Below are 18,538 nucleotides of genomic sequence, written 5' to 3'. Positions count from 1 at the left end.
AATGCAAGGACTAAATATAAAAAATTTGATTATTTTCTAAAGCAATAATAATTTTTGCTTGCACAGGACGGTCCCAAATGGCTTCTAGGGCCTGAGCATAGAGAGTAAGCTGACTACCGTAACGATCAAGCAATAAATCTTTTTGCTGTCCTTCATTTAGGTAAGACACCCGGTCGGTTTTAAAATCATACAATAAAATATGGTCATCATAGAGCAGGAAACCATCAATCGTTCCATGCACCAAGAGTCGGTCATCCGCTGTTAAGGAGTGGAAGACCTCCTGAGCTGGTAGGGATAGGGAGAAGGATTCCTCTCGCTGAACATAGTGACTATCGCGCACCAATAAGTGGCCTATATCTGTTTCAAAGAATTCCGCTAAGTGGGAGAAATCAATAAATTCAGCTAAATCTGCTTGAACTAAGCCTTTTTTAGCTAAATCAGTAAAGACTTGCTCTAAATCATGACTTTTAGGTGTTTGTCTTAAATCAACCTTTTGCATCAATAAATGGGTAGCCGTTCCCAATTCAGCGGCCCGGTTTTCGGCTGCCGTCGTTATAAATCGCGGTGCTTTAAAGGAATCTTCAGTATAACGAAAGCCTGTATTAGCTTGCTCTTGACGCCACTGACCGAGTTCGCGTTCATCCGGATCTTGTTGCAAACGTTTTAATTCACTCACCGATTGGTAAGACGTGGTCACAACAGAATCTTGATAGGCATAGTCAATCGCTAAAGGCGGTAAATCTAGCGCAGGTGCATTAGCCTCATCCTGCCAAGTTAACACTTGATCATTTGGGCTCGGCAACTGTTTATTGCTTTGTAAAATACCTTGTTCAATGTCAGTTTGTTTATAAAGTCTTACTGTAAATAATTGATCAGGATATTCCCAGCTATGACTTGAAATAGGAACACTCGTATTAACTGCTTCCATATTAGGGTGACGAATTAGAGCAGCCAGCAACCAATCCAAGATGGAATTTGCGTCTTCTCTTTGACTGGTAATTAAGAGTCGGTCCTCCCCTACTGCCTTAGCAGCAGATTCCAAGGCCTTTTTCCAATCTTTTACCTGACCGATAAGGAATAACTTCTGTTCCGCTCGCGTCAAGGCCACGTAGAGTAAACGCATTTCTTCTGCCAGACTTTCTTGTTGATCAGCAGTGAGCGCCGTTTCGTAAATCAAATCCGTATGGGAAATCCCACGCTCTGTGTCAGCAGTCTTAATCCCTAAGCCCATAGCATCATTGGCAATATAAGTACGTTTTCGCGTCGGTAAGTTGAATTGGACACTGATATTTAAGTAAAAGACCAAGGGAAACTCTAAGCCCTTAGAGCCATGGACTGTCATAATTCTTACCGCATTTTGGTCATCATCAATACTTTGCGGTGCTTCTAGGTCATTATCTTGCTTGTAAATTAATTCAATAAAACGAATAAATTGGAAGAGACCGCGGAAGGCTGTTTCTTCAAAATTACGTGCTTCTTGATAAAGTCCATGCAGATTACGATAACGTTGGTCCCCATTCACCATACCACTAGCATAATCTAAGTAGCCAGTATCCATGTAAATTTGCCAAATTAGTTCAGCAATTTGATGATCTCGCGCAAAATCCCGCCAAGTATCTAGCATAGTTTTAAAGTGGTTAACCTTATCCCATAAAATGCTTGCGCTATCATTATTATCGACATAGGCTAACAAAGCATCATAATAAGTAGCGAATTTATTGGCCAAGCGGATTTCTGCCATTTCAGGTTCTGATAAACCGACTAAAGGCGAACGAAGAACAGAAGCCAAGGCAATATCTTGGTAAGGATTGTCCACCAAACGTAAGGCATTCATCATGATCATAATCTCAGTTCTTTGAAAATAATTGGTGGCCTTATCAAATTGTAAGGGGATACCATAACTAGCAAAGATGGTTTCAATCTGCGGATAGTCTTTTCTTTTTTTGGTTAATACCACCATGTCTTTGTATTGGACAGGTCGCATCGCCTTTAATTTCTTATCATAAATTTCAAAGCCTGTACTTATTAAGTCTTGAATTCTCTGCGCTAAGAGATGGACCTGACCACCGTGACCATCGAAATCAAGAGTCTCTTCCCCATTATCGCCTAGATTAGCTTCGGGCTCTTCACTCGTATCATAAATAAGTAATTCGGTAATAAAATCTTGGTCCTCACCCATAAAATCTTTAAAGCCATTTTTTAACTGGGCATCACGGTCATAACTGATCTGCCCTAGTTCCTTATCCATCAATTGTTGGAAAACAAAGTTAGTAAAATCGATGACGTTCGCCCGGCTGCGGAAATTTTCCGCTAAAATTATCCGCTGGCCCGACTGACCATCAGCATAATCTTGGTATTTACGGATAAATAAAGACGGCTCAGCAAAACGAAAACGATAAATACTTTGTTTAACATCTCCCACCATAAAACGGTTGCCCGAAGTCGCTTCACGGCTAATCGTTTGTAGGATGGCTTCTTGGAGAGCATTGACGTCTTGGTATTCATCAATCATAATCTCAGCAAAACGCTCTTGATAATAAGACCGCGCTTCGTTATTCCCCGCTTGGTCAGACTGCTGTTGAAGAATCTGATAACTATAGAGTTCAATATCTGCAAAATCCATAATATTGTGGGCTTCTTTGTATTGCTTCATAGCGGCAATGAATTCTTTCACTACTTTAACTAGGCTAGTCGCTATGGCTCCACTGTTAGTCATAAAGGCGGTCTGAGTATCCAGATCAAAGGCAAAATAGGCCTTCACCACATCCTTCTCAAAGCGTTCCTTTATACCATTTACTTTAGTTTTAACTCCATCACGCCATTCGTAGGCTTCATCATCGCCTTCAAAATCCCGTTTTACTCTATTGCGTAGTTTGGGTGGTCCTTGACTGGCCCAAGCGAAAGCGGCTTGATAAGAGTTCTCAGCCTTGTCGATAAACGACCGATAGAAAGCTATAATCGAATCTAAGTCTTCTCTGACTTTGCTGTGGCCTTTTAAACTACCCATAGCGGCTTCATTATCAATAGTTTGCAATTGGGCAAGCAAGTTATTAACAATCGCTAGGCTTGGCCTTACCACGTGGTCACGATAAAAAACGGAATCCGCATCCAAAGGCAAGGCTTGGTCATAAACCCTTAAGAGTTGGTCCAACCAAGCTTCTGGATCAGCATGCGACCGTGACTTATTATAGAGCTGATAAATGATGTCATCTAAGGCCTTATCAGAAGTCCCAGTCACAAAGTTTGCTTGAACCCGTAAAAAATCTGAGTCCTGGTTGGACAAGTAGCCTTCCTTCAAATCGTGCCAAACCGTTTCATTATGCATATTTAGTTCAGTTTGATCAGTCAACAAACGATAAAGTGGGTCCAGGTCAATCAGGTAATAATAGCGTTGGATGACTTGCCGACAAAAGGCATCAATGGTCGAAATGTTGGCGCTAGGTAAATCTTGAATTTGTTGCAAGAAAAAACGTTGGTCGGGGCCTGGCTCACTTTGGTTAACCAGGACTAATAATTCGGCCTCAATACGTTCCTTCATTTCCCGGGCAGCTGCCTCGGTAAAGGTAACCACAAGCAATGATTTTATGCTTTGACCTTGACGGAGTTTACGCATAATACGCTGCACTAGAACACTAGTTTTACCTGAACCGGCAGAAGCAGATAGGAGCAAGTTATTCCCTTCTTGATGAATCGCCTGCCATTGATTGACCGTGTATTTACTTTCTGGGGGTTGTAGGGGCAGTTTACTCATCATTCTCATCCTCTTCTAACTCTGCAGCAAGCATATTAAAGAATTGCTTTTCATCAATTTTCTTGTCTTCTTTTCGGTAACGATTAATCGGATCAGTGGCATCAAATAAGGAAACAGACCGATAAGGATCAGTCAATGAGGGGATGAAACGATCATCTTCATAAGGCGCTAAGGGAATACGCCCAGATTCAATCGCTTGAACACTGGCTGCAATCTTGTTCTGGGTAAAGGCTAAGAGCAAGTCCCATTCGGCAGCTGTTAGAAAACTACTTTTCGAATGAAAACCACCATCATTCTTTAACTGGGCTGGGTAAACTTGAGATTTTTTAGCCCTTTCTAAGCCTGTATCTATTGCTGTCATTAAATCAACATCCCCGCGGAAATAGCCTTCTAAGCGATATTGGGCTTGAATATTGGCTGCTAATTTATCAGCCTGTAAACCCTCTTGGTTGTCAATCTTAAGTAGGGAGGGTTTAATATTTTGATAGAATATCCCCAAGCTTTGGGCTCGCTGGGTCCTAGAGTCTCTTCTACTGATATCCAAGGCGACAGACAAATAAGCCAGTAATTGTAACTGCCGGCCTGAGTAAATCTCCCGAAAGCCCAACTTCCTCTGACTCGATTTATAGTCAATAATTTGATAATAAGTCTGTCCTTTCCATGTGAAAGCATCCCAGCGGTCGATTTTACCCCGCATTAAGAAATTATCCCGGTCTTCATTGAAATGACTTTCACTAGCATAAGCCTTAAATCCGGCTTGCTGGCCTTGTTGGCGCATAGCCAGTAAGAGTTTTCTTAACGTCTCTTGTAGACGCAGCTTCCCTTGACGATGAACAGCAGAACTCTCAAAAACCGTAAATTCAGGATATTGGTCTAAATCAGTGAATTCTTGGCTAATTTGCTTGAAAACATAAGCCATTTGATCGTCATCTAAATCCGCTAAGGTCAATTCCTCATAATGTAATTTTTTATGGAACTGATCCAGAAAGGCATGGGAATAATTTCCCGTTTGGATTGGATCCAGTTCAAAGGCCGGTCTTTCTCGCAGTTTTAAGCCATACTTCAAGAAATAAGAAAAAGGATCGCGGTTATAGAGCTCAATTTGTGATACTGATACGGCCAAGGGTTGACCATATAAGCGTTTGGCCAAATCTTCGGACAAGTTTTCTACCCAATTATGGTCATTCAAAGCGGGGAGAATCCCCTTAACCTCACTTTTTATGCTGGCACTAGCCAACAAACGATCATAGATTTGCCGCCAATAATTATCCAAGGGCAATTCTTGGTCTCTAGCGGTACGTGCTTTTGTCATAAAGGCAGCTAATTGACTGCGCCAATTCCCCAGGTCGGCCAAGTCTACTTGGCTAGAATATTTCTTGACCTTTAATTGAAAAGCTGCTTGTAATTGTTCGATATAAGGTGAGCCCTGACTTTGTGCCTTATCTGCATTATAAGGATAGGACAAATAGACCCCTTCTGTTGCCGATAAAAAGGTCTTGTAGGCAATAAAGCGTTCATTAGACTGTTTCATGGCGACAGAAGGCTCAAAAGCTTGATCCCAATTTAGGCCTTTGCTAATCATTTGTCGGTCTTCTTGGGTTAACAGAGAGTCTTCATGGTATTGCTTGGGCAATGTTCCCTTGGTCAAACCCATCACAAAAGAAATTTTAGGTCGCTTGACCCGCTGACTATCAATACCAGTAATAGTGACTGAATCCATGCTTGGCGGCACAATAGAATAAGACGCCTCTTGAAAGGCAGTTTCCAAAATTTGGAAGAAACGATCAGGAGAAAATTTTTCATCAGCAAACAAGGCCACATAGTCTTCTAAAACTTGCACAAAACTTTGCCAGGCTTGTTCATGGTGGCGTGCTTGACCTAAGTCCCCTTGGGCAATTCTCTGATCGCGCCAAATCATTAAACGGTCTTGGACCTTATAATCCACCAAAAATTGGTAAAAGTGTGCTAACACTTCCTTACTAGTCGCTTCTTGGTCCCAAAGTTGAAATAAGTCACTTAGACTCGCACTCAAGTAGTTTTTAAGCAGATTAGCCAAACGTTCGGTTTCAATATCCTGGTCACTTCCCTCCTTATTCCCTTCTTCATCCACATAGAGATAGGACCAATGCCGTCGCTTTTGCCACCAAGCTGGTCCAGTATAGCCATTCTTTAAGACGACATTCTCAGTACGGTCAACGACCTGACGGAAATAAGCGGCTTGCTCTTCATCATCTTCTGTGCTCTCACTAATAAAGTGAGGAATAAATAGTTCGCTACGAAGAAAATCAAAGATATCTTCATAACGCCATTGATAACGGTAAATATGGTAAAGTCCCATCAGCATCCGATAGAGGGGGTGATTTTCCATGGTATCAGAATCATCCCAAAAATATGGGATTTCATTGCGCTGAAGCTGGGGAAGTAAGCTTTCTCGGTAATTTTTCTGATCACGAATTAGAATTTGAATATCCTTGTAACGGTAATCCCCACTAGCCACTAAGCGATAAATATGGTTAGCGACAGCTTGTGACTCCACATAAGGTGTTTCTGCTTTAGCAAGATGTAAGTATTGCCCGACTCTTACTTGGTCTTCAGATCTAATGATTTTGTCACTTTGACCATAGTCGGATTGTCTTAAATATTGGTCTAAGATTGGCATACCAACATGGCGGTTTTTTAATTCCTGCCCGTATTGATCTATGGCGATAGGAATATCATGGTCTTTGGCATAATGATAGAGATGATAATAAGTCGTCCCAGTCACTAAGAAGAGATCAAAAGCGTCTGGTTTTTGCTTGAGATAAGGCTGGTCTAAACTCATCACGACATTAAGAGCCTGACTCTTCTCTAATAAGGCCGTGATTACCGTCTTCTCTCCAGCATTAAAGCGATAAAAGCCATCAATGACTACTCGCACATGACTTAAATCAAGTTTGTCAATTTGTCCCAGCAATTGATCATATAAACTAGTCGTCGTAAGCGCTTGACTAGCCAGAACATCTTGATAAGTAGAATAGATGAGGCTAAGTTCTTTTATCTTTGCCACTTGATTAGCAAGGACCTTGTCTTGGTCGAGCATCGACTCATCGGCACTTGTTGATACAATCGTTAGCAAATCGTCAGCGGAAATATTTCCAATAGCCAATTCTTCAAATAACTGGCTCAGTTTACGCACAAAACCAATGTGCTTGACTTGTCCTTTGTAAATCGTTAATTGGTCTGACAAATTTAATAGACTTTCTTGGATTAACATGACCCTAGCTACTTCGGACAAGTCATTTTGCGGTGCTTGCTCAAGTTTTTGATCAAGAAACCAGGCTAAACGCTGGAAGCTGACGACAGAGAGTCGCATCATAGCTGTATAGTCATGCTTATCAGTCACTTGACCAATAGCATCTAAAACTGCCATCTCCATATCGAATTTCATATGGTTTGGCGTCAAATAAAATACCCGATTTTGCTCGTCAGCGGCTAAATAGGCGACGATATCTTGGTAAATTGCCTTTTTATCAGATTGGCTTTCAGTTAATAAGGTAAATTGTAATTGCATCGCTCTCTCCCCAAGACTTTACGCTCAGTTATCAGGTCTTTTATAGGTCGTGGTATTGACCAGCCAAAGCAGCAATGGCCACAATGACTTGGCTGGCTTTTTCCATTGTTTGTAGACTCACATATTCAAAACGCCCATGCATGTTCTCCCCACCTGCAAAAATATTAGGTGTTGGCAGACCCATGTAGGTTAGTTTTGACCCGTCAGTCCCACCACGAACGGCTTCAATTTCCGCTTCGATGCCAACATTTTGGAAGGCTTTTTGGGCCAATTTAATTGGACGCATGTCGTCTTGCAAAATATCACCCATGTTATAATATTGATCATTTAGTTCAACTTGAACCACTTGATGTCCCCATTCAGCATTAAGCTTATCTGCAATAGCTAACATTTGTGCTTTACGGTCTTCAAAAATTTCACGATCATGATCACGAATAATATAAGACATTTCTGCTTCATCGACCTTACCTGTTAAGCCCATCAAATGATAAAAACCGTCACGACCATCAGTCGTTTCAGGACGTTGATCTTCTGGCAAGGCAGCGTGGAAGTCGACAGCTAATTGTAAGGCATTAATCATCGTGTCCTTAGCTGTACCAGGGTGAACATTTTTCCCGGCAATTTTAACCTTGGCCGCAGCTGCATTAAAGGTTTCGTATTGCAACTCACCTAGAGGACCCCCATCCATAGTATAGGCAAAGTCAGCAGCCAAACGGTCCACATCAAAACGATCGGCACCCACTCCAATTTCTTCATCAGGACCAAAAGCAATTTTGATGTCCCCATGTTTGATCTCTGGATGGTCCACTAAATAAGCAATCGCCGTCACGATTTCAGCAATACCAGCCTTATCATCAGCACCTAATAGGGTTGTTCCATCAGTCGTAATCAAGGTTTGGCCATGGTATTTATTTAGTGAAGGAAACACCTCGGGGTCTAGCTGATAGCCAGACTCCCCTAAATCAATCACTTGCCCCTGATAGTCCTCAATAATTTGTGGAGAAACATTAGACCCATTGAAATCTGCCGTGTCCACATGAGCAAAGAAAGCAATGGTCGGATAGTTGCCTTCCGGATCATTACTTGGCAAAGTCGCAGTCACATAGGCATCTTTGTCATTGAAGAAAATATCCTCAAGCGGAAAATCTGCCAAGGAAGCTATGAGCTTCTTAGCAAAGTCAACTTGCTTGGCTGTCGATGGCACTTGGTGGGCGTAGGCTTCATCCGACTGGGTGTCTTCCTTAACATAAGTTAAAAAACGGTCCAATAAAAACTCACGATCAATGTGATAAGTCATTTAGGTCACTCCTTAATAAAATGTGAATGGGTCAGTGTTGAGTTGGCTCTTAATAATAGTGACAGGCCACTGATCTTCCTCTTGCCATTGGGAGAAGATAGCCAATAGTTTATCTTTACAAATGCTCTCGAAATGGTGCCCTGGATCGATAGCATTCAGCCCATCGGCCAACATATCATGGCCCACATGGTAATAAATATCACCCGTAATATAGGTGTCAGCGCCGGCTTTAAGCGCATCTGGATAAAATTTACCCCCATCGCCACCCAAAACAGCGACCCGTTTCACCATGGCTTGGGAATCAGTTAGAACTGCTCTTAAACCAGAAATCCCTGTACGCTCCTTGACTAGCGCAATATAGTCCTCTATCGGCATGGCTTGGTCTAAGTCACCAACACGACCTAAACCAATGGCTTGGCTAAGGTTATCTAAGGCATAGACATCGATAACTGGAACTTCATAAGGATGATTGTTCTTAGTAACAGCTAAGGCTTTTTCCTTTTCTTCTTCACTACAAATAAACGAATACAGAATTTCTTCAACCTCTTCGGCTTGACCTGCTTGACCAATATGTGGTGAGGCTTGGTCATTCGGAGTAAAGTGGCCATGGCCGGCGACTTGGAAATTCACTCCCGAATAATTCCCATGGCTAGCCAAACCTTCATCTACGATTGCTTGGTGAAGGCTATCCACATCTTCCTTAGGGATATAGACATTCACCCGGTAATACTTGATTTGGTAATGAGGGCTCAGTACTTGGGTGTTTTCCAACCCATATAATTCCGCCAACCAATCATTCATGCCATTAGGTGCAGCATCTAAGTTGGTATGTGCCGCATACACCGCAATCCCATGGCGAATAATCTTAGCATACATGGCTTGTTGCTTATTGTCTTCAGTGAGAACATTAGGCCCTTTGAAGATAGGCGGATGGTGGGCAAAGATAAAATCCACACCCTCATCTATTGCTTCATCCACTACTTCTGGACGCACATCCAAAGTCACCATAATCTTATGAATTTCTTGCTTAAACGAACCAAAATGCAGTCCGATGGGGTCACCCTCAACGGCATAAGTTTTTGGGGCATAGGCTTCAAAACGACCAATAAAGTCTTCAACAGTCAATGCTTTGTTCATGCTTAGTCCTCCAATACTTGATCAATCTCTGCTATCAGACGGGAAAATTCTTTATGCTTGGTCTTAGCTGCCTGCGTTTGGGCCTGGTCCAAGCCAGCCAGCACCATTTGATGGCGTTGGCGCACACTCTGCCATTTCGCCTTAAAGACATCCGGTTGGTTCTGGGCAATATAGCGCCCAAATTGTAACTCTTGTTCCGACCAATCACTCACTTGGTCTCGATACTGGGCCAGCATAATTTCATAGAACTTCCCTGCCTCAGCAACAATAGTTTCAGCCACAATATCATAATGGTGTGACAATAAATACCGCCGCAAACCCGCTTCATAGACATTGGCTTGGAGAATCAATTGTGGCGGCTTAGGGAAACGTGCCTTAGTTAGTCCTCGGTCTAATATTTCTGTGATTAGCTTGCCGCCCATCCCACAAATAGTAAGGGTATCTATTTGATCAGCTTCTGTAACTACTTCAAGCCCGTCCCCAAAGCGAGGAAACACTTGGTCTTCAACCCCTTCTCTAGCAACTTCTTGAACGGCAGACTGATAAGGCCCATCAACGACCTCACCAGCAATGGCAAAGTCAATCTTACCCTCTTTCACGAGGTAAACAGGAAGGTAAGCATGGTCAGAACCAATATCAGCCAAGCGTGCACCAGCCTGTACGTAATCAGCCACTTTGTTTAAACGTTTGGATAAATGTTTTGAATTCATCACTTGCCCCCAATTTTCCTTAAGTTATACATTATTATAACAAAAGTCACCCTATTGTGTTAGCCAATACCATGAACAAAAAACTTCACTAGCCGGTTTACAATTTCTTAATCAAGGCGTATAATAATCACATTGTCAATTCGCCGGTTTAGCTCAGCTGGTAGAGCAACGCACTCGTAACGCGTAGGTCACAGGTTCGATCCCTGCATCCGGCATTTTTAGAACGTATAAAAACTTCAAAGAATAGCAAAAGCTTTGATACTATAGCGCCTCTCCCAAACGGAAAGGTAAACAACATCAAAGAAAATAAAAAGTTCGTGCCCTATTGTGCCAAGAGGGATACGAACCACATAATTTTTAGTCAGAATATGCTAACAAAAAGAGAGGATTTTTTTACCTCTCTTTTTGTTATGAAATACTTCCTAAATTCTATTAAGCTTATACACTAATTAGTGTGCAATAGATATATAGAAAGAGAAAGAATGAATAAGAAAAATAAAAAGAAGCCTGAAGATAATCTAGTTATTTTAACCCTGTACTCACAATACTGGAGCTAATCAATACCTTACTAGACATTTCTTCAAAGCTTCTTAAATAACACATAGGGCTGGGCAACCAGCTCAGCCCTTATTCTTATTCATTATATCATGGAAAATTATAAAAAAATAGAAATACTTCTATATATTCTGATTGTATTAAATCTCATTCAAATGATACTAAAATTTTTATAGGTGAATAAATATGCTTATTGATACAGCTAAAATAAAGCAACTCATTGACTCTGATATTACAGGGTACAGAGTTGAAAAACTAACTAATGGAAAAATCAAACAACAGATGTATGATAGGTACCGCACAAAACAATCCAAATTTGACCGCATGCCTTTACTGACTGCAATGGAATTGATGAAAATCATTGATTCTACCAAAGAATCTTAAGTTAATTACATTAGGTTAACATCAGGAAGTATTAAATCAGAAAACGGTAGATGGTTAGAATTTTAAAATTAAATATAAAAAAAGGGACGCAATTAAGCGCCCTTTTCTTCTAAATACTACGTTTTTCTCCTTATAATAATTATTTATTTTTTACAAATTCTAATAATTAACCCTATTAAGAAGAAAATTATAAGAAAAATCGAAGCTAAAATAATCATATGATTATTTTGAATCGCTATCGAAAAAATAAAGAAAAGAATTAACAATACTCTTATAATATACTCCTTTTTATTAATCTTCATGATAATGATTCCTTCTTACAAAATTTATTAATTTAAATTATCAATAGATTCTACTTGATCTATTTTATTACTATAATTTGCGTCACTATAATAATAAATGATATTTTTTCTCTTCTATTACTTCCGTCAGTAAATTGTTCTAATTTAACGTAAACTTCGTCTTGTCCCATTGATCTAATAGTCTGATAAATCCCCGCAACACCTAAGACTACTGAAGTGGGATAGCTAAAAGTAACAATCCTAGTAACGAAATACTTAACCCTTGTGCGCTCCTAATATCACTCAATTTATAAAACTTTCGATATTAAATAGTTTCCAAGTAGTAATAGCTCTTAATGAGATATTAGAGTCATTATTATCCACTTGATTGTGCTTATCAAAAACGTCTTGACTCGGTGTATATTCTTCAATATGTACAACTTTTTCATTATTCATATAAACGGTTCCATCACTAGCAATATAGCTTTGATCAAGCATTTCATCGGAATATAATTCATTATTGCTTTCCGCTGCATGTACAGTCTCGTTAACAAATGCTATAGATGTTGTTGGGGCTAAAGTCAAAATAGCTAGTCCGGCAATTATGAATTTTTAATTTCATTATGTCTTCCTTATTAATTCTTACAATCTAACTACAAACTCAACCTAACACACCAACTATAATAAGTAAACCGTTTTCAAACTATTCTTAGCGAACTCTTATTATTCTTATCAAGAATTAATTTTATACATAAAAAAGGGAGCATCTAAGCTCCTTTTTCTTTTCTTATATTAAGTAGTATCGCAAATACTAATTAAATTAAAATAATCCCTCGCTAAATAATGTATGTATTCTCTTAATATCATCGTATAAACCAGGCAGTGTATTCTTTAAATCTGAAATATAATCACTATGTATATCTCTAGAATTAACAGTACTCTGCTTATGGATACGAATGTAGGAAGGATTATGTTTTAAAGACAACAACTCACATTGTAGCTTATCTAAAGAAGTAACTCTTTTTTTCTTTTCATAACCAGGTAATCTTATTGATTGATGTTTTGCGAAAATTATTATATTTATCCTCTTTTGTTTCAAAAAATATTGCTGGATAATAGATGTTCCTTTTAGCACTATATTTTAATCCTAATATGTATACTCTACTTTTAAGTCTCATGCCCTTGCTTCTTCAGTTCATCTGCCTTCTTCTCGACGTTTTCTTTCTTGTTCATAGGCCAAGTAACGTTGGACTTGTTCCCACACTATATACAATATAAATAATATATAGTTATAAACACTAATATATCATCTTTTTTAATATCTTCATAACTATAATTAGTCTTATTTTTTGCTCTTAATAATAACTGCCAAGCTCAAATTGAGTCCAATAAAAGGAGCGGTACCCGGCTTCTTTTATTATATATACACTTAATTATCTTTGTTGATTAACATAATCAAAATATTTGCTTATATAACTAAAATAATATATTAACATAGGTAAATTAACCAACAATGCTTCAGCTAGAGTTAAGGAACTAAATTTATTAACTGCAACCAACCATCCAAAAACAATTAAAGCGCTTAGAGTAAGAACTGGTTTACTATAAATTTTCTTTTTCATAAAATCTTTCTCCTAACAGTTTAACAAAAAGTAGCTCCACCGGTTAGGCCTCCACCAACTGCACCAGCAACAGCTCCTACAGTACCTCCACCGACAGTTCCAATGCCAGGTAAAGTCAACGTTCCTAAGCCTGCTCCTTTTAGTCCAGCAGCTGTACCACCAGAAATAGCTCCGCCTGCTATCCCTACAGCACATTTACCCCAACCTCGTTCTTCAGATTTTAATTGTGCATATACATATAACTCGTCATCTTGTATAAAATAAATAAGTGTAACATCATTATCATTTTTATCTGTCGTCTCATAAGGCAAACGTTGTGTCTGTCCATTTACGTTATTAGTGAGATCAGCTAATCCGTTTTCGTCAATAATTACAGAGTGGTCTTGAGGCAATTGCAAATGTAAGATATGTTCGGAAGGATTATCATATTGTACAACCGTTTCTATTTCTTCGTTTTCTTGAGCGGAAACTCTTTCGATATTTGCTATAGAAATAACTACTAAACCAAAAATTAAAAATGAAATTGTACTAATAATCATTTTTTATAGTTTGTACTAGAGATATAAATCCTTTCTATTATTCTAAAATACTACAAATTCACTATATTTTTTGTCAAAATAATTATATTTATCTACCTCCTTATCGTTACATTAACAATTATAAAGATATTAATAAACCGTTTTCACCGTATTCTTAGTAAATTTTTACTGTATTCTTATTGTAGAGCCACAAAAAGAGAGGTTTTTTAACCTCTCTTTTTTTATAAAAAATTCCCTTAATTCTATTACCCTTACATACTCATTACTGTGCAATAGATATATAGAAAGAGGGAGAGAATGAATAAGAAAAATAAAAAGAAGCCAAAAGATAATCTAGTTATTTTAACCCAGTACTCACAATACTGGAGTTAATCAATACCTTCTAGAAGGACAATTATTTGATAATAATACAAATGTTAATCATTTCGAAGTAAAAGTTTGTTTAGTCTAACAAATTTGGTAACTTTTAAATTTGGAATGTAAAACTTCACTTTTAGATATTCATTTAAAAAATGAATAATTAAAATAGGGCTGATGAATTTATACTTTAAGTCATCAGCCCTATTTGCTTTATAAGCTAATCTTTATTGATATTATAGAGAGAAAAATAAACTATAAATAACTAAACTTCTCCCCTAACTACCGCCGTTCAATAGCTTTCTTGATCTGGGCAAAAACAGTTTCCCAGTCTTCTGCCTTATGGATATCGAAGTGATCAGTATAGATACTCATCTTTGGGCCTTTGTCATAGTTAGCATACCAATCACCATAAGAATCATAGAGGTGTCGGTAATAATCTAATAGCCCATTTTCAGCAGTTGGTTGTTCAAAGTCCCGGCCGCGCTTCTTGATATTATCCATAATATGGTCGAAGCTACCATCTAGGTAAACCATCAAATCTGGCGAAGATTTCTGTAAACTATCGAGTTCACTCATCATGTTATCTAATAAATCCAAATAAATGGCGAACTCTGTTTCAGTAATATTACCATCTTCGACATTGACCTTGGTAAATAAGGCATCTTCATAAATGGACCGATCCAATACATTATTATCATTAGCGTAGGCCTCTTTAATCAAGGCGAAACGCTTGTTCAAGAAATAAATTTGTAAGGCAAAGCCATAGCGGTCGGGATCTTCATAATACTTATCGAGAATTGGGTTTTCATCAACGGGTTCGAAGAAAGGTTCTGTCCCTAATTCTTCTGATAATTTTAAGGTATATGTTGTTTTGCCACTACCGATCATTCCTGCCAGTATAATCACGATAGGAACCGCCCCTTTCTAATTTTAATCACACCATCATATTGTATAACATTTTTCGTCTCAATACTACATTTGGTAGTAAATTTCTCAAATCTTGTTTATATTATGGCGCTATGGCATAATAACTAAAAAGGAGGGAGTCCATGCCTCAGTTAGAAATTGAAAAAGCTGGTCAACGTCTTCGTTTCACTGGCAAAAATTATGAACACCTTTGGCTACAATTAGAGGACTTGAGTCAGGGGATTCTTGACCCCCAGGCAAATGACTATGATATGGCCTTAGCCCAAGCCTTAAATAAAGACTATAAGGACCTTAGTTTAACAGATTGTCTAGAAAACACTCTTTCCGAAGCTCAAATTAAAGAGCTTATTCTTACTACACTTCCAAGTTATGGCTACCAAATCATTAATCTAGATAAATAAAATGGCCCCAGATGAAACAAGCTGGTGGCCATTTTTATTTTTAATCTAAAAAGTCTTTCAATTGTTTGGAACGAGATGGGTGGCGTAATTTCCGTAATGCTTTGGCTTCAATTTGCCGGATCCGTTCTCTAGTAACGCCAAATTGTTGGCCTACTTGTTCTAAGGTTTTGGATTGGCCATCTTCTAGTCCAAAGCGTAAACGTAAGACATTTTCTTCCCGATCAGTTAAGGTATCTAAGACTTCACTGAGTTGCTCTTTCAAGAGCTCTTGAGAGGTGTATTCAGCAGGACTGGTCGCTTCTTGGTCTTCGATGAAATCTCCTAAGTGAGAATCATCTTCTTCTCCAATTGGGGTTTCCAAGGAAACTGGTTCTTGGGCGATTTTTAGAATATTACGTACCTTTTCAGTTGGTAGGTCCATCTCAGCCCCAATTTCTTCTGGTGTTGGTTCCCGACCTAGGTCTTGGAGTAATTGTCGCTGGATACGAACCAATTTATTAATGGTTTCCACCATATGGACTGGAATCCGGATGGTACGTGCTTGGTCAGCAATGGCCCGGGTAATGGCTTGACGAATCCACCAAGTGGCATAAGTTGAGAACTTAAATCCCTTGGTATAGTCGAATTTTTCGACTGCCTTCATTAGCCCCATATTCCCTTCTTGGATAAGGTCTAAGAAAGACATGCCGCGACCTACATAACGTTTAGCAATAGAAACCACCAAACGTAAGTTAGCTTCTGCCAATTCTTGTTTGGCCACTGGGTCGCCTTCTTCGATTCGTTTGGCCAAGTTCACTTCTTCATCAGCTGTTAATAAGTCTACCCGACCGATTTCTTTGAGATACATCCGCACAGGGTCGTTAATCTTTACATCGGATGGAACGAGGGTGTCATCCTTTTCTTCCTCAGCGGCAACATTTAATTGGCGTTTGGTTGGACCCCCGTCATCGTCAACCACTGCGACCCCTTTGTCTTCAAACTTCGCAATCAAATCATCAATTTCTTTATCATCTAGGCTATATTTATGGGCAATTTTATCACTTAGTTCTTTGTAGTTAATTTGCCCTAAAGTTTTCTTCTCGGCAATTAACTTTTTGCTTGCCTGGTTTAAGGTTAAGCCGTCCACTTTTTCTTTGCTCATACAAAAGACCCCTTATCTTTTAGTGTGTTTTAATTGTTTTAGAATTTCGATTTTTTTTCGGTGTAGGTCATTGATTTGGGCGAGATCATCGCGCAATTTCGCTTCACTGAGTTGGTCATCAATCGCTGCCATCTGGGCTTGGAGTTGCGATTGGGTTGAAATATTAAAGACCAAATCATCTAACTCCCCCTCACCTAATTCTGCTGGTAAATTCATGGCCATAATTTCAACCAATTGATTACGGGCTGCTTGTCCAGTGAGGGAAGCTAGGAAACCACTAGTATCACGACTAGCTGTTTCTTGGCAATAATTTTGCCAAAGTAAATATAAACTCTGCATTAAGGGTGTTTCAAAGTGAAAACCTGGTGCTTCTTCTTGTAGAATAATCGCCGTTTCTTCGCTGTATAAGAGATGATAAAAGAGTGCCATTTCCGACAACTCCAAACGCGAGTAATCTTTTTGCACTGACCGAATAGGACCTTCAGCTGCTTGTCCTATAGGTGCGTAATCACTGCTATCATTTCTTCTTTGCTTTTTTTCGGTTTGACGCACTTGTTTAATCTGACGAGTTAAAACCTCTTGACTCAAACCAGTGTCTTCAGCCAGCTCTTTGATATAAATGGCTTGTTCAACTTCAGTATCTGTCTGGCTAATGATTTTAGCCATGGCTTGAATATAATTTAACTTGCCCTGATCATCGTTTAGCGAATAATGTTGACGATAATAGAAGCGATAGAAATGAATCGGTGAAACCCGTTGCTTGCTAACAAATTCACGGTAGGCATCAGCGCCATAAGTCTGAATAAATTCATCTGGATCCAGTTGGTTAGGAAATAAGAGTAAGTCAATATCTAAGCGACTAGACCAAGTCTGCATATTATCCAATGCGCGTTTCATGGCTTCTAAGCCAGCCTTATCGCCATCATAGGCCAACAAGAGCCGTTTGCTGTAACGCCCTATTATATGGGCTTGGTCTTGGGTGAGTGATGTTCCCATAGAGGCAACACCATTTTTTAGGCCAATATTTGCTGCAGAAATAACATCCATAAACCCTTCATAGAGAACCAATTCCTTGGCCCTACGACTCTCATTTTGGGCAATATCTAAGTTGAAGAGAAATTGACTTTTGTTGAATAATTCTGTTTCTGGTGAATTTAAATATTTGGCTTGGTCATCATTCGCTCCCGGTAATTTACGCCCAGAAAAGGCCACTACCTTGCCTCGCCTATCGCGCAAAGGGAAAATAATACGTCCACGAAAGCGATCTCTTAAATCATCGTTTGCACCGGTAAAGACACCAGAGTCTAGTAATTCTTCCTGAACGAAACCCTTATTAAACAAATGCTGACTAGCAATATTGCCATCATTAGGGGCTAAACCAATTTGATAGTCTTCGATTGTTTCCTTAGCCAGACCGCGCCCTTGTAAATAATCCATGGCATCATGACCCAACTTAGTTGTCGTCAGCAAATAATGGTAGAGTTCAGTTAGCGACTCATGAAGATCAATTAATCGTTCTTGGTGATCATTATAATAGCGATCCTCTTGCTTCTGGTTGATGGCACTAAAATCAAAGCCAACATTCTGCCCTGATAATTCAGCGACTTTTTCAACCGCTTGGGTAAAGGAATACCCTTCCATATCCATTAAAAATTGATAAATATTTCCGCCCCGGCCACATGAAAAACAATGATAAATTTGCTTCTCATCATTCACCGAAAAAGACGGCGTATTGTCTTCATGGAAGGGGCAATGGCCAAAGTAATTTTTCCCCTTCTTTTGGATATCGACATAAGGAGAAACAACATCGACAATACTTACCTTATCTTGTAACTCATTAATCACTTCTTGCGGGATTATCCTTGCCATCTATCCACCTACTT

Annotated in this window: 14 protein-coding genes and 1 tRNA gene; 3 read left to right on the top strand and 12 right to left on the bottom strand. The window is 39.2% G+C overall.

Annotated elements, in window-relative coordinates; all coding sequences use genetic code 11:
- Window positions 1-10: 10 nt before the first annotated feature.
- From addA to OW157_RS00445, 5 genes are read right to left on the bottom strand one after another with little or no spacing between them, the layout of a single operon-like run.
- Window positions 11-3,754, bottom strand: coding sequence for a helicase-exonuclease AddAB subunit AddA (gene addA / locus OW157_RS00465; RefSeq protein WP_268751364.1), 3,744 nt, complete (start codon window positions 3,752-3,754; stop codon window positions 11-13).
- Complete coding sequence (locus OW157_RS00460; RefSeq protein WP_268752761.1) at window positions 3,744-7,301, bottom strand: PD-(D/E)XK nuclease family protein; 3,558 nt, start codon at window positions 7,299-7,301, stop codon at window positions 3,744-3,746. The genes addA and OW157_RS00460 overlap by 11 nt, the downstream gene beginning before the upstream one ends.
- Before the next feature lie 40 nt (window positions 7,302-7,341).
- Window positions 7,342-8,598 carry a peptidase T gene (gene pepT / locus OW157_RS00455; protein ID WP_268751362.1) on the bottom strand — a complete coding sequence of 419 codons (1,257 nt, stop codon included), beginning with the start codon at window positions 8,596-8,598 and terminating at the stop codon, window positions 7,342-7,344.
- Between the two features lie 12 nt (window positions 8,599-8,610).
- Window positions 8,611-9,735, bottom strand: a complete 1,125-nt coding sequence (locus OW157_RS00450; protein WP_268751361.1) for a Nif3-like dinuclear metal center hexameric protein — start codon at window positions 9,733-9,735, stop codon at window positions 8,611-8,613.
- Window positions 9,736-9,737: 2 nt separating this feature from the next.
- Complete coding sequence (locus OW157_RS00445) at window positions 9,738-10,445, bottom strand: tRNA (adenine(22)-N(1))-methyltransferase (protein ID WP_268751360.1); 708 nt, start codon at window positions 10,443-10,445, stop codon at window positions 9,738-9,740.
- A gap of 142 nt (window positions 10,446-10,587) precedes the next feature.
- Between OW157_RS00445 and OW157_RS00440 the strand changes: the two genes are divergently transcribed.
- Together OW157_RS00440 and OW157_RS00435 are read left to right on the top strand one after the other, a co-directional pair.
- Window positions 10,588-10,660, top strand: a tRNA-Thr gene (locus OW157_RS00440).
- Window positions 10,661-11,186: 526 nt separating this feature from the next.
- Entirely contained in the window at window positions 11,187-11,384 is a 198-nt protein-coding gene (locus OW157_RS00435) for a hypothetical protein (RefSeq protein ID WP_268751359.1), read from the top strand.
- 584 nt (window positions 11,385-11,968) lie between these two features.
- On the opposite strand, the gene OW157_RS00430 is transcribed toward OW157_RS00435, so the two are convergent.
- From OW157_RS00430 to OW157_RS00410, 5 genes are all read right to left on the bottom strand, one after another.
- Complete coding sequence (locus tag OW157_RS00430) at window positions 11,969-12,250, bottom strand: hypothetical protein (protein ID WP_268751358.1); 282 nt, start codon at window positions 12,248-12,250, stop codon at window positions 11,969-11,971.
- Between the two features lie 235 nt (window positions 12,251-12,485).
- Entirely contained in the window at window positions 12,486-12,800 is a 315-nt protein-coding gene (locus OW157_RS00425) for a hypothetical protein (protein ID WP_268751356.1), read from the bottom strand.
- A gap of 298 nt (window positions 12,801-13,098) precedes the next feature.
- Window positions 13,099-13,287, bottom strand: a complete 189-nt coding sequence (locus OW157_RS00420; protein WP_268751355.1) for a hypothetical protein — start codon at window positions 13,285-13,287, stop codon at window positions 13,099-13,101.
- 20 nt (window positions 13,288-13,307) lie between these two features.
- Window positions 13,308-13,826 carry a hypothetical protein gene (locus tag OW157_RS00415; protein WP_268751354.1) on the bottom strand — a complete coding sequence of 173 codons (519 nt, stop codon included), beginning with the start codon at window positions 13,824-13,826 and terminating at the stop codon, window positions 13,308-13,310.
- 639 nt (window positions 13,827-14,465) lie between these two features.
- Window positions 14,466-15,092: a deoxynucleoside kinase gene (locus OW157_RS00410; protein ID WP_268751353.1), complete on the bottom strand. Its 627-nt coding sequence runs from the start codon at window positions 15,090-15,092 to the stop codon at window positions 14,466-14,468.
- A 143-nt stretch (window positions 15,093-15,235) separates the two neighbouring features.
- On the opposite strand from OW157_RS00410, the gene OW157_RS00405 reads away from it, so the two are divergent.
- Complete coding sequence (locus tag OW157_RS00405) at window positions 15,236-15,514, top strand: hypothetical protein (protein WP_268751352.1); 279 nt, start codon at window positions 15,236-15,238, stop codon at window positions 15,512-15,514.
- A gap of 40 nt (window positions 15,515-15,554) precedes the next feature.
- On the opposite strand, the gene rpoD is transcribed toward OW157_RS00405, so the two are convergent.
- Together rpoD and dnaG are read right to left on the bottom strand one after the other, a co-directional pair.
- The gene (gene rpoD, locus OW157_RS00400; protein ID WP_268751351.1) at window positions 15,555-16,655 is read right to left on the bottom strand and encodes an RNA polymerase sigma factor RpoD; all 1,101 of its coding nucleotides are present in this window, start codon (window positions 16,653-16,655) and stop codon (window positions 15,555-15,557) included.
- A gap of 12 nt (window positions 16,656-16,667) precedes the next feature.
- Window positions 16,668-18,524, bottom strand: a complete 1,857-nt coding sequence (gene dnaG, locus OW157_RS00395; RefSeq protein WP_268751350.1) for a DNA primase — start codon at window positions 18,522-18,524, stop codon at window positions 16,668-16,670.
- Window positions 18,525-18,538: the final 14 nt, after the last annotated feature.

This window comes from Aerococcus kribbianus (assembly GCF_026805545.1).
In the GTDB taxonomy this organism is placed as follows: domain Bacteria; phylum Bacillota; class Bacilli; order Lactobacillales; family Aerococcaceae; genus Aerococcus; species Aerococcus kribbianus.
Note: the sequence above shows the minus strand (reverse complement) of the source record. Positions and strands in the feature narration are given on the sequence as shown.

Bases quoted from the DNA above. Each gene is read 5' to 3' on its own strand.
- OW157_RS00420 (WP_268751355.1), bottom strand. From the start codon at position 13,287: ATGAAAAAGAAAATTTATAGTAAACCAGTTCTTACTCTAAGCGCTTTA.
- OW157_RS00460 (WP_268752761.1), bottom strand. From the start codon at position 7,301: ATGCAATTACAATTTACCTTATTAACTGAAAGCCAATCTGATAAAAAG.
- OW157_RS00415 (WP_268751354.1), bottom strand. From the start codon at position 13,826: ATGATTATTAGTACAATTTCATTTTTAATTTTTGGTTTAGTAGTTATT.
- OW157_RS00450 (WP_268751361.1), bottom strand. From the start codon at position 9,735: ATGAACAAAGCATTGACTGTTGAAGACTTTATTGGTCGTTTTGAAGCC.
- pepT (WP_268751362.1), bottom strand. From the start codon at position 8,598: ATGACTTATCACATTGATCGTGAGTTTTTATTGGACCGTTTTTTAACT.
- rpoD (WP_268751351.1), bottom strand. From the start codon at position 16,655: ATGAGCAAAGAAAAAGTGGACGGCTTAACCTTAAACCAGGCAAGCAAA.
- dnaG (WP_268751350.1), bottom strand. From the start codon at position 18,524: ATGGCAAGGATAATCCCGCAAGAAGTGATTAATGAGTTACAAGATAAG.
- OW157_RS00435 (WP_268751359.1), top strand. From the start codon at position 11,187: ATGCTTATTGATACAGCTAAAATAAAGCAACTCATTGACTCTGATATT.
- OW157_RS00445 (WP_268751360.1), bottom strand. From the start codon at position 10,445: ATGAATTCAAAACATTTATCCAAACGTTTAAACAAAGTGGCTGATTAC.
- addA (WP_268751364.1), bottom strand. From the start codon at position 3,754: ATGATGAGTAAACTGCCCCTACAACCCCCAGAAAGTAAATACACGGTC.
- OW157_RS00405 (WP_268751352.1), top strand. From the start codon at position 15,236: ATGCCTCAGTTAGAAATTGAAAAAGCTGGTCAACGTCTTCGTTTCACT.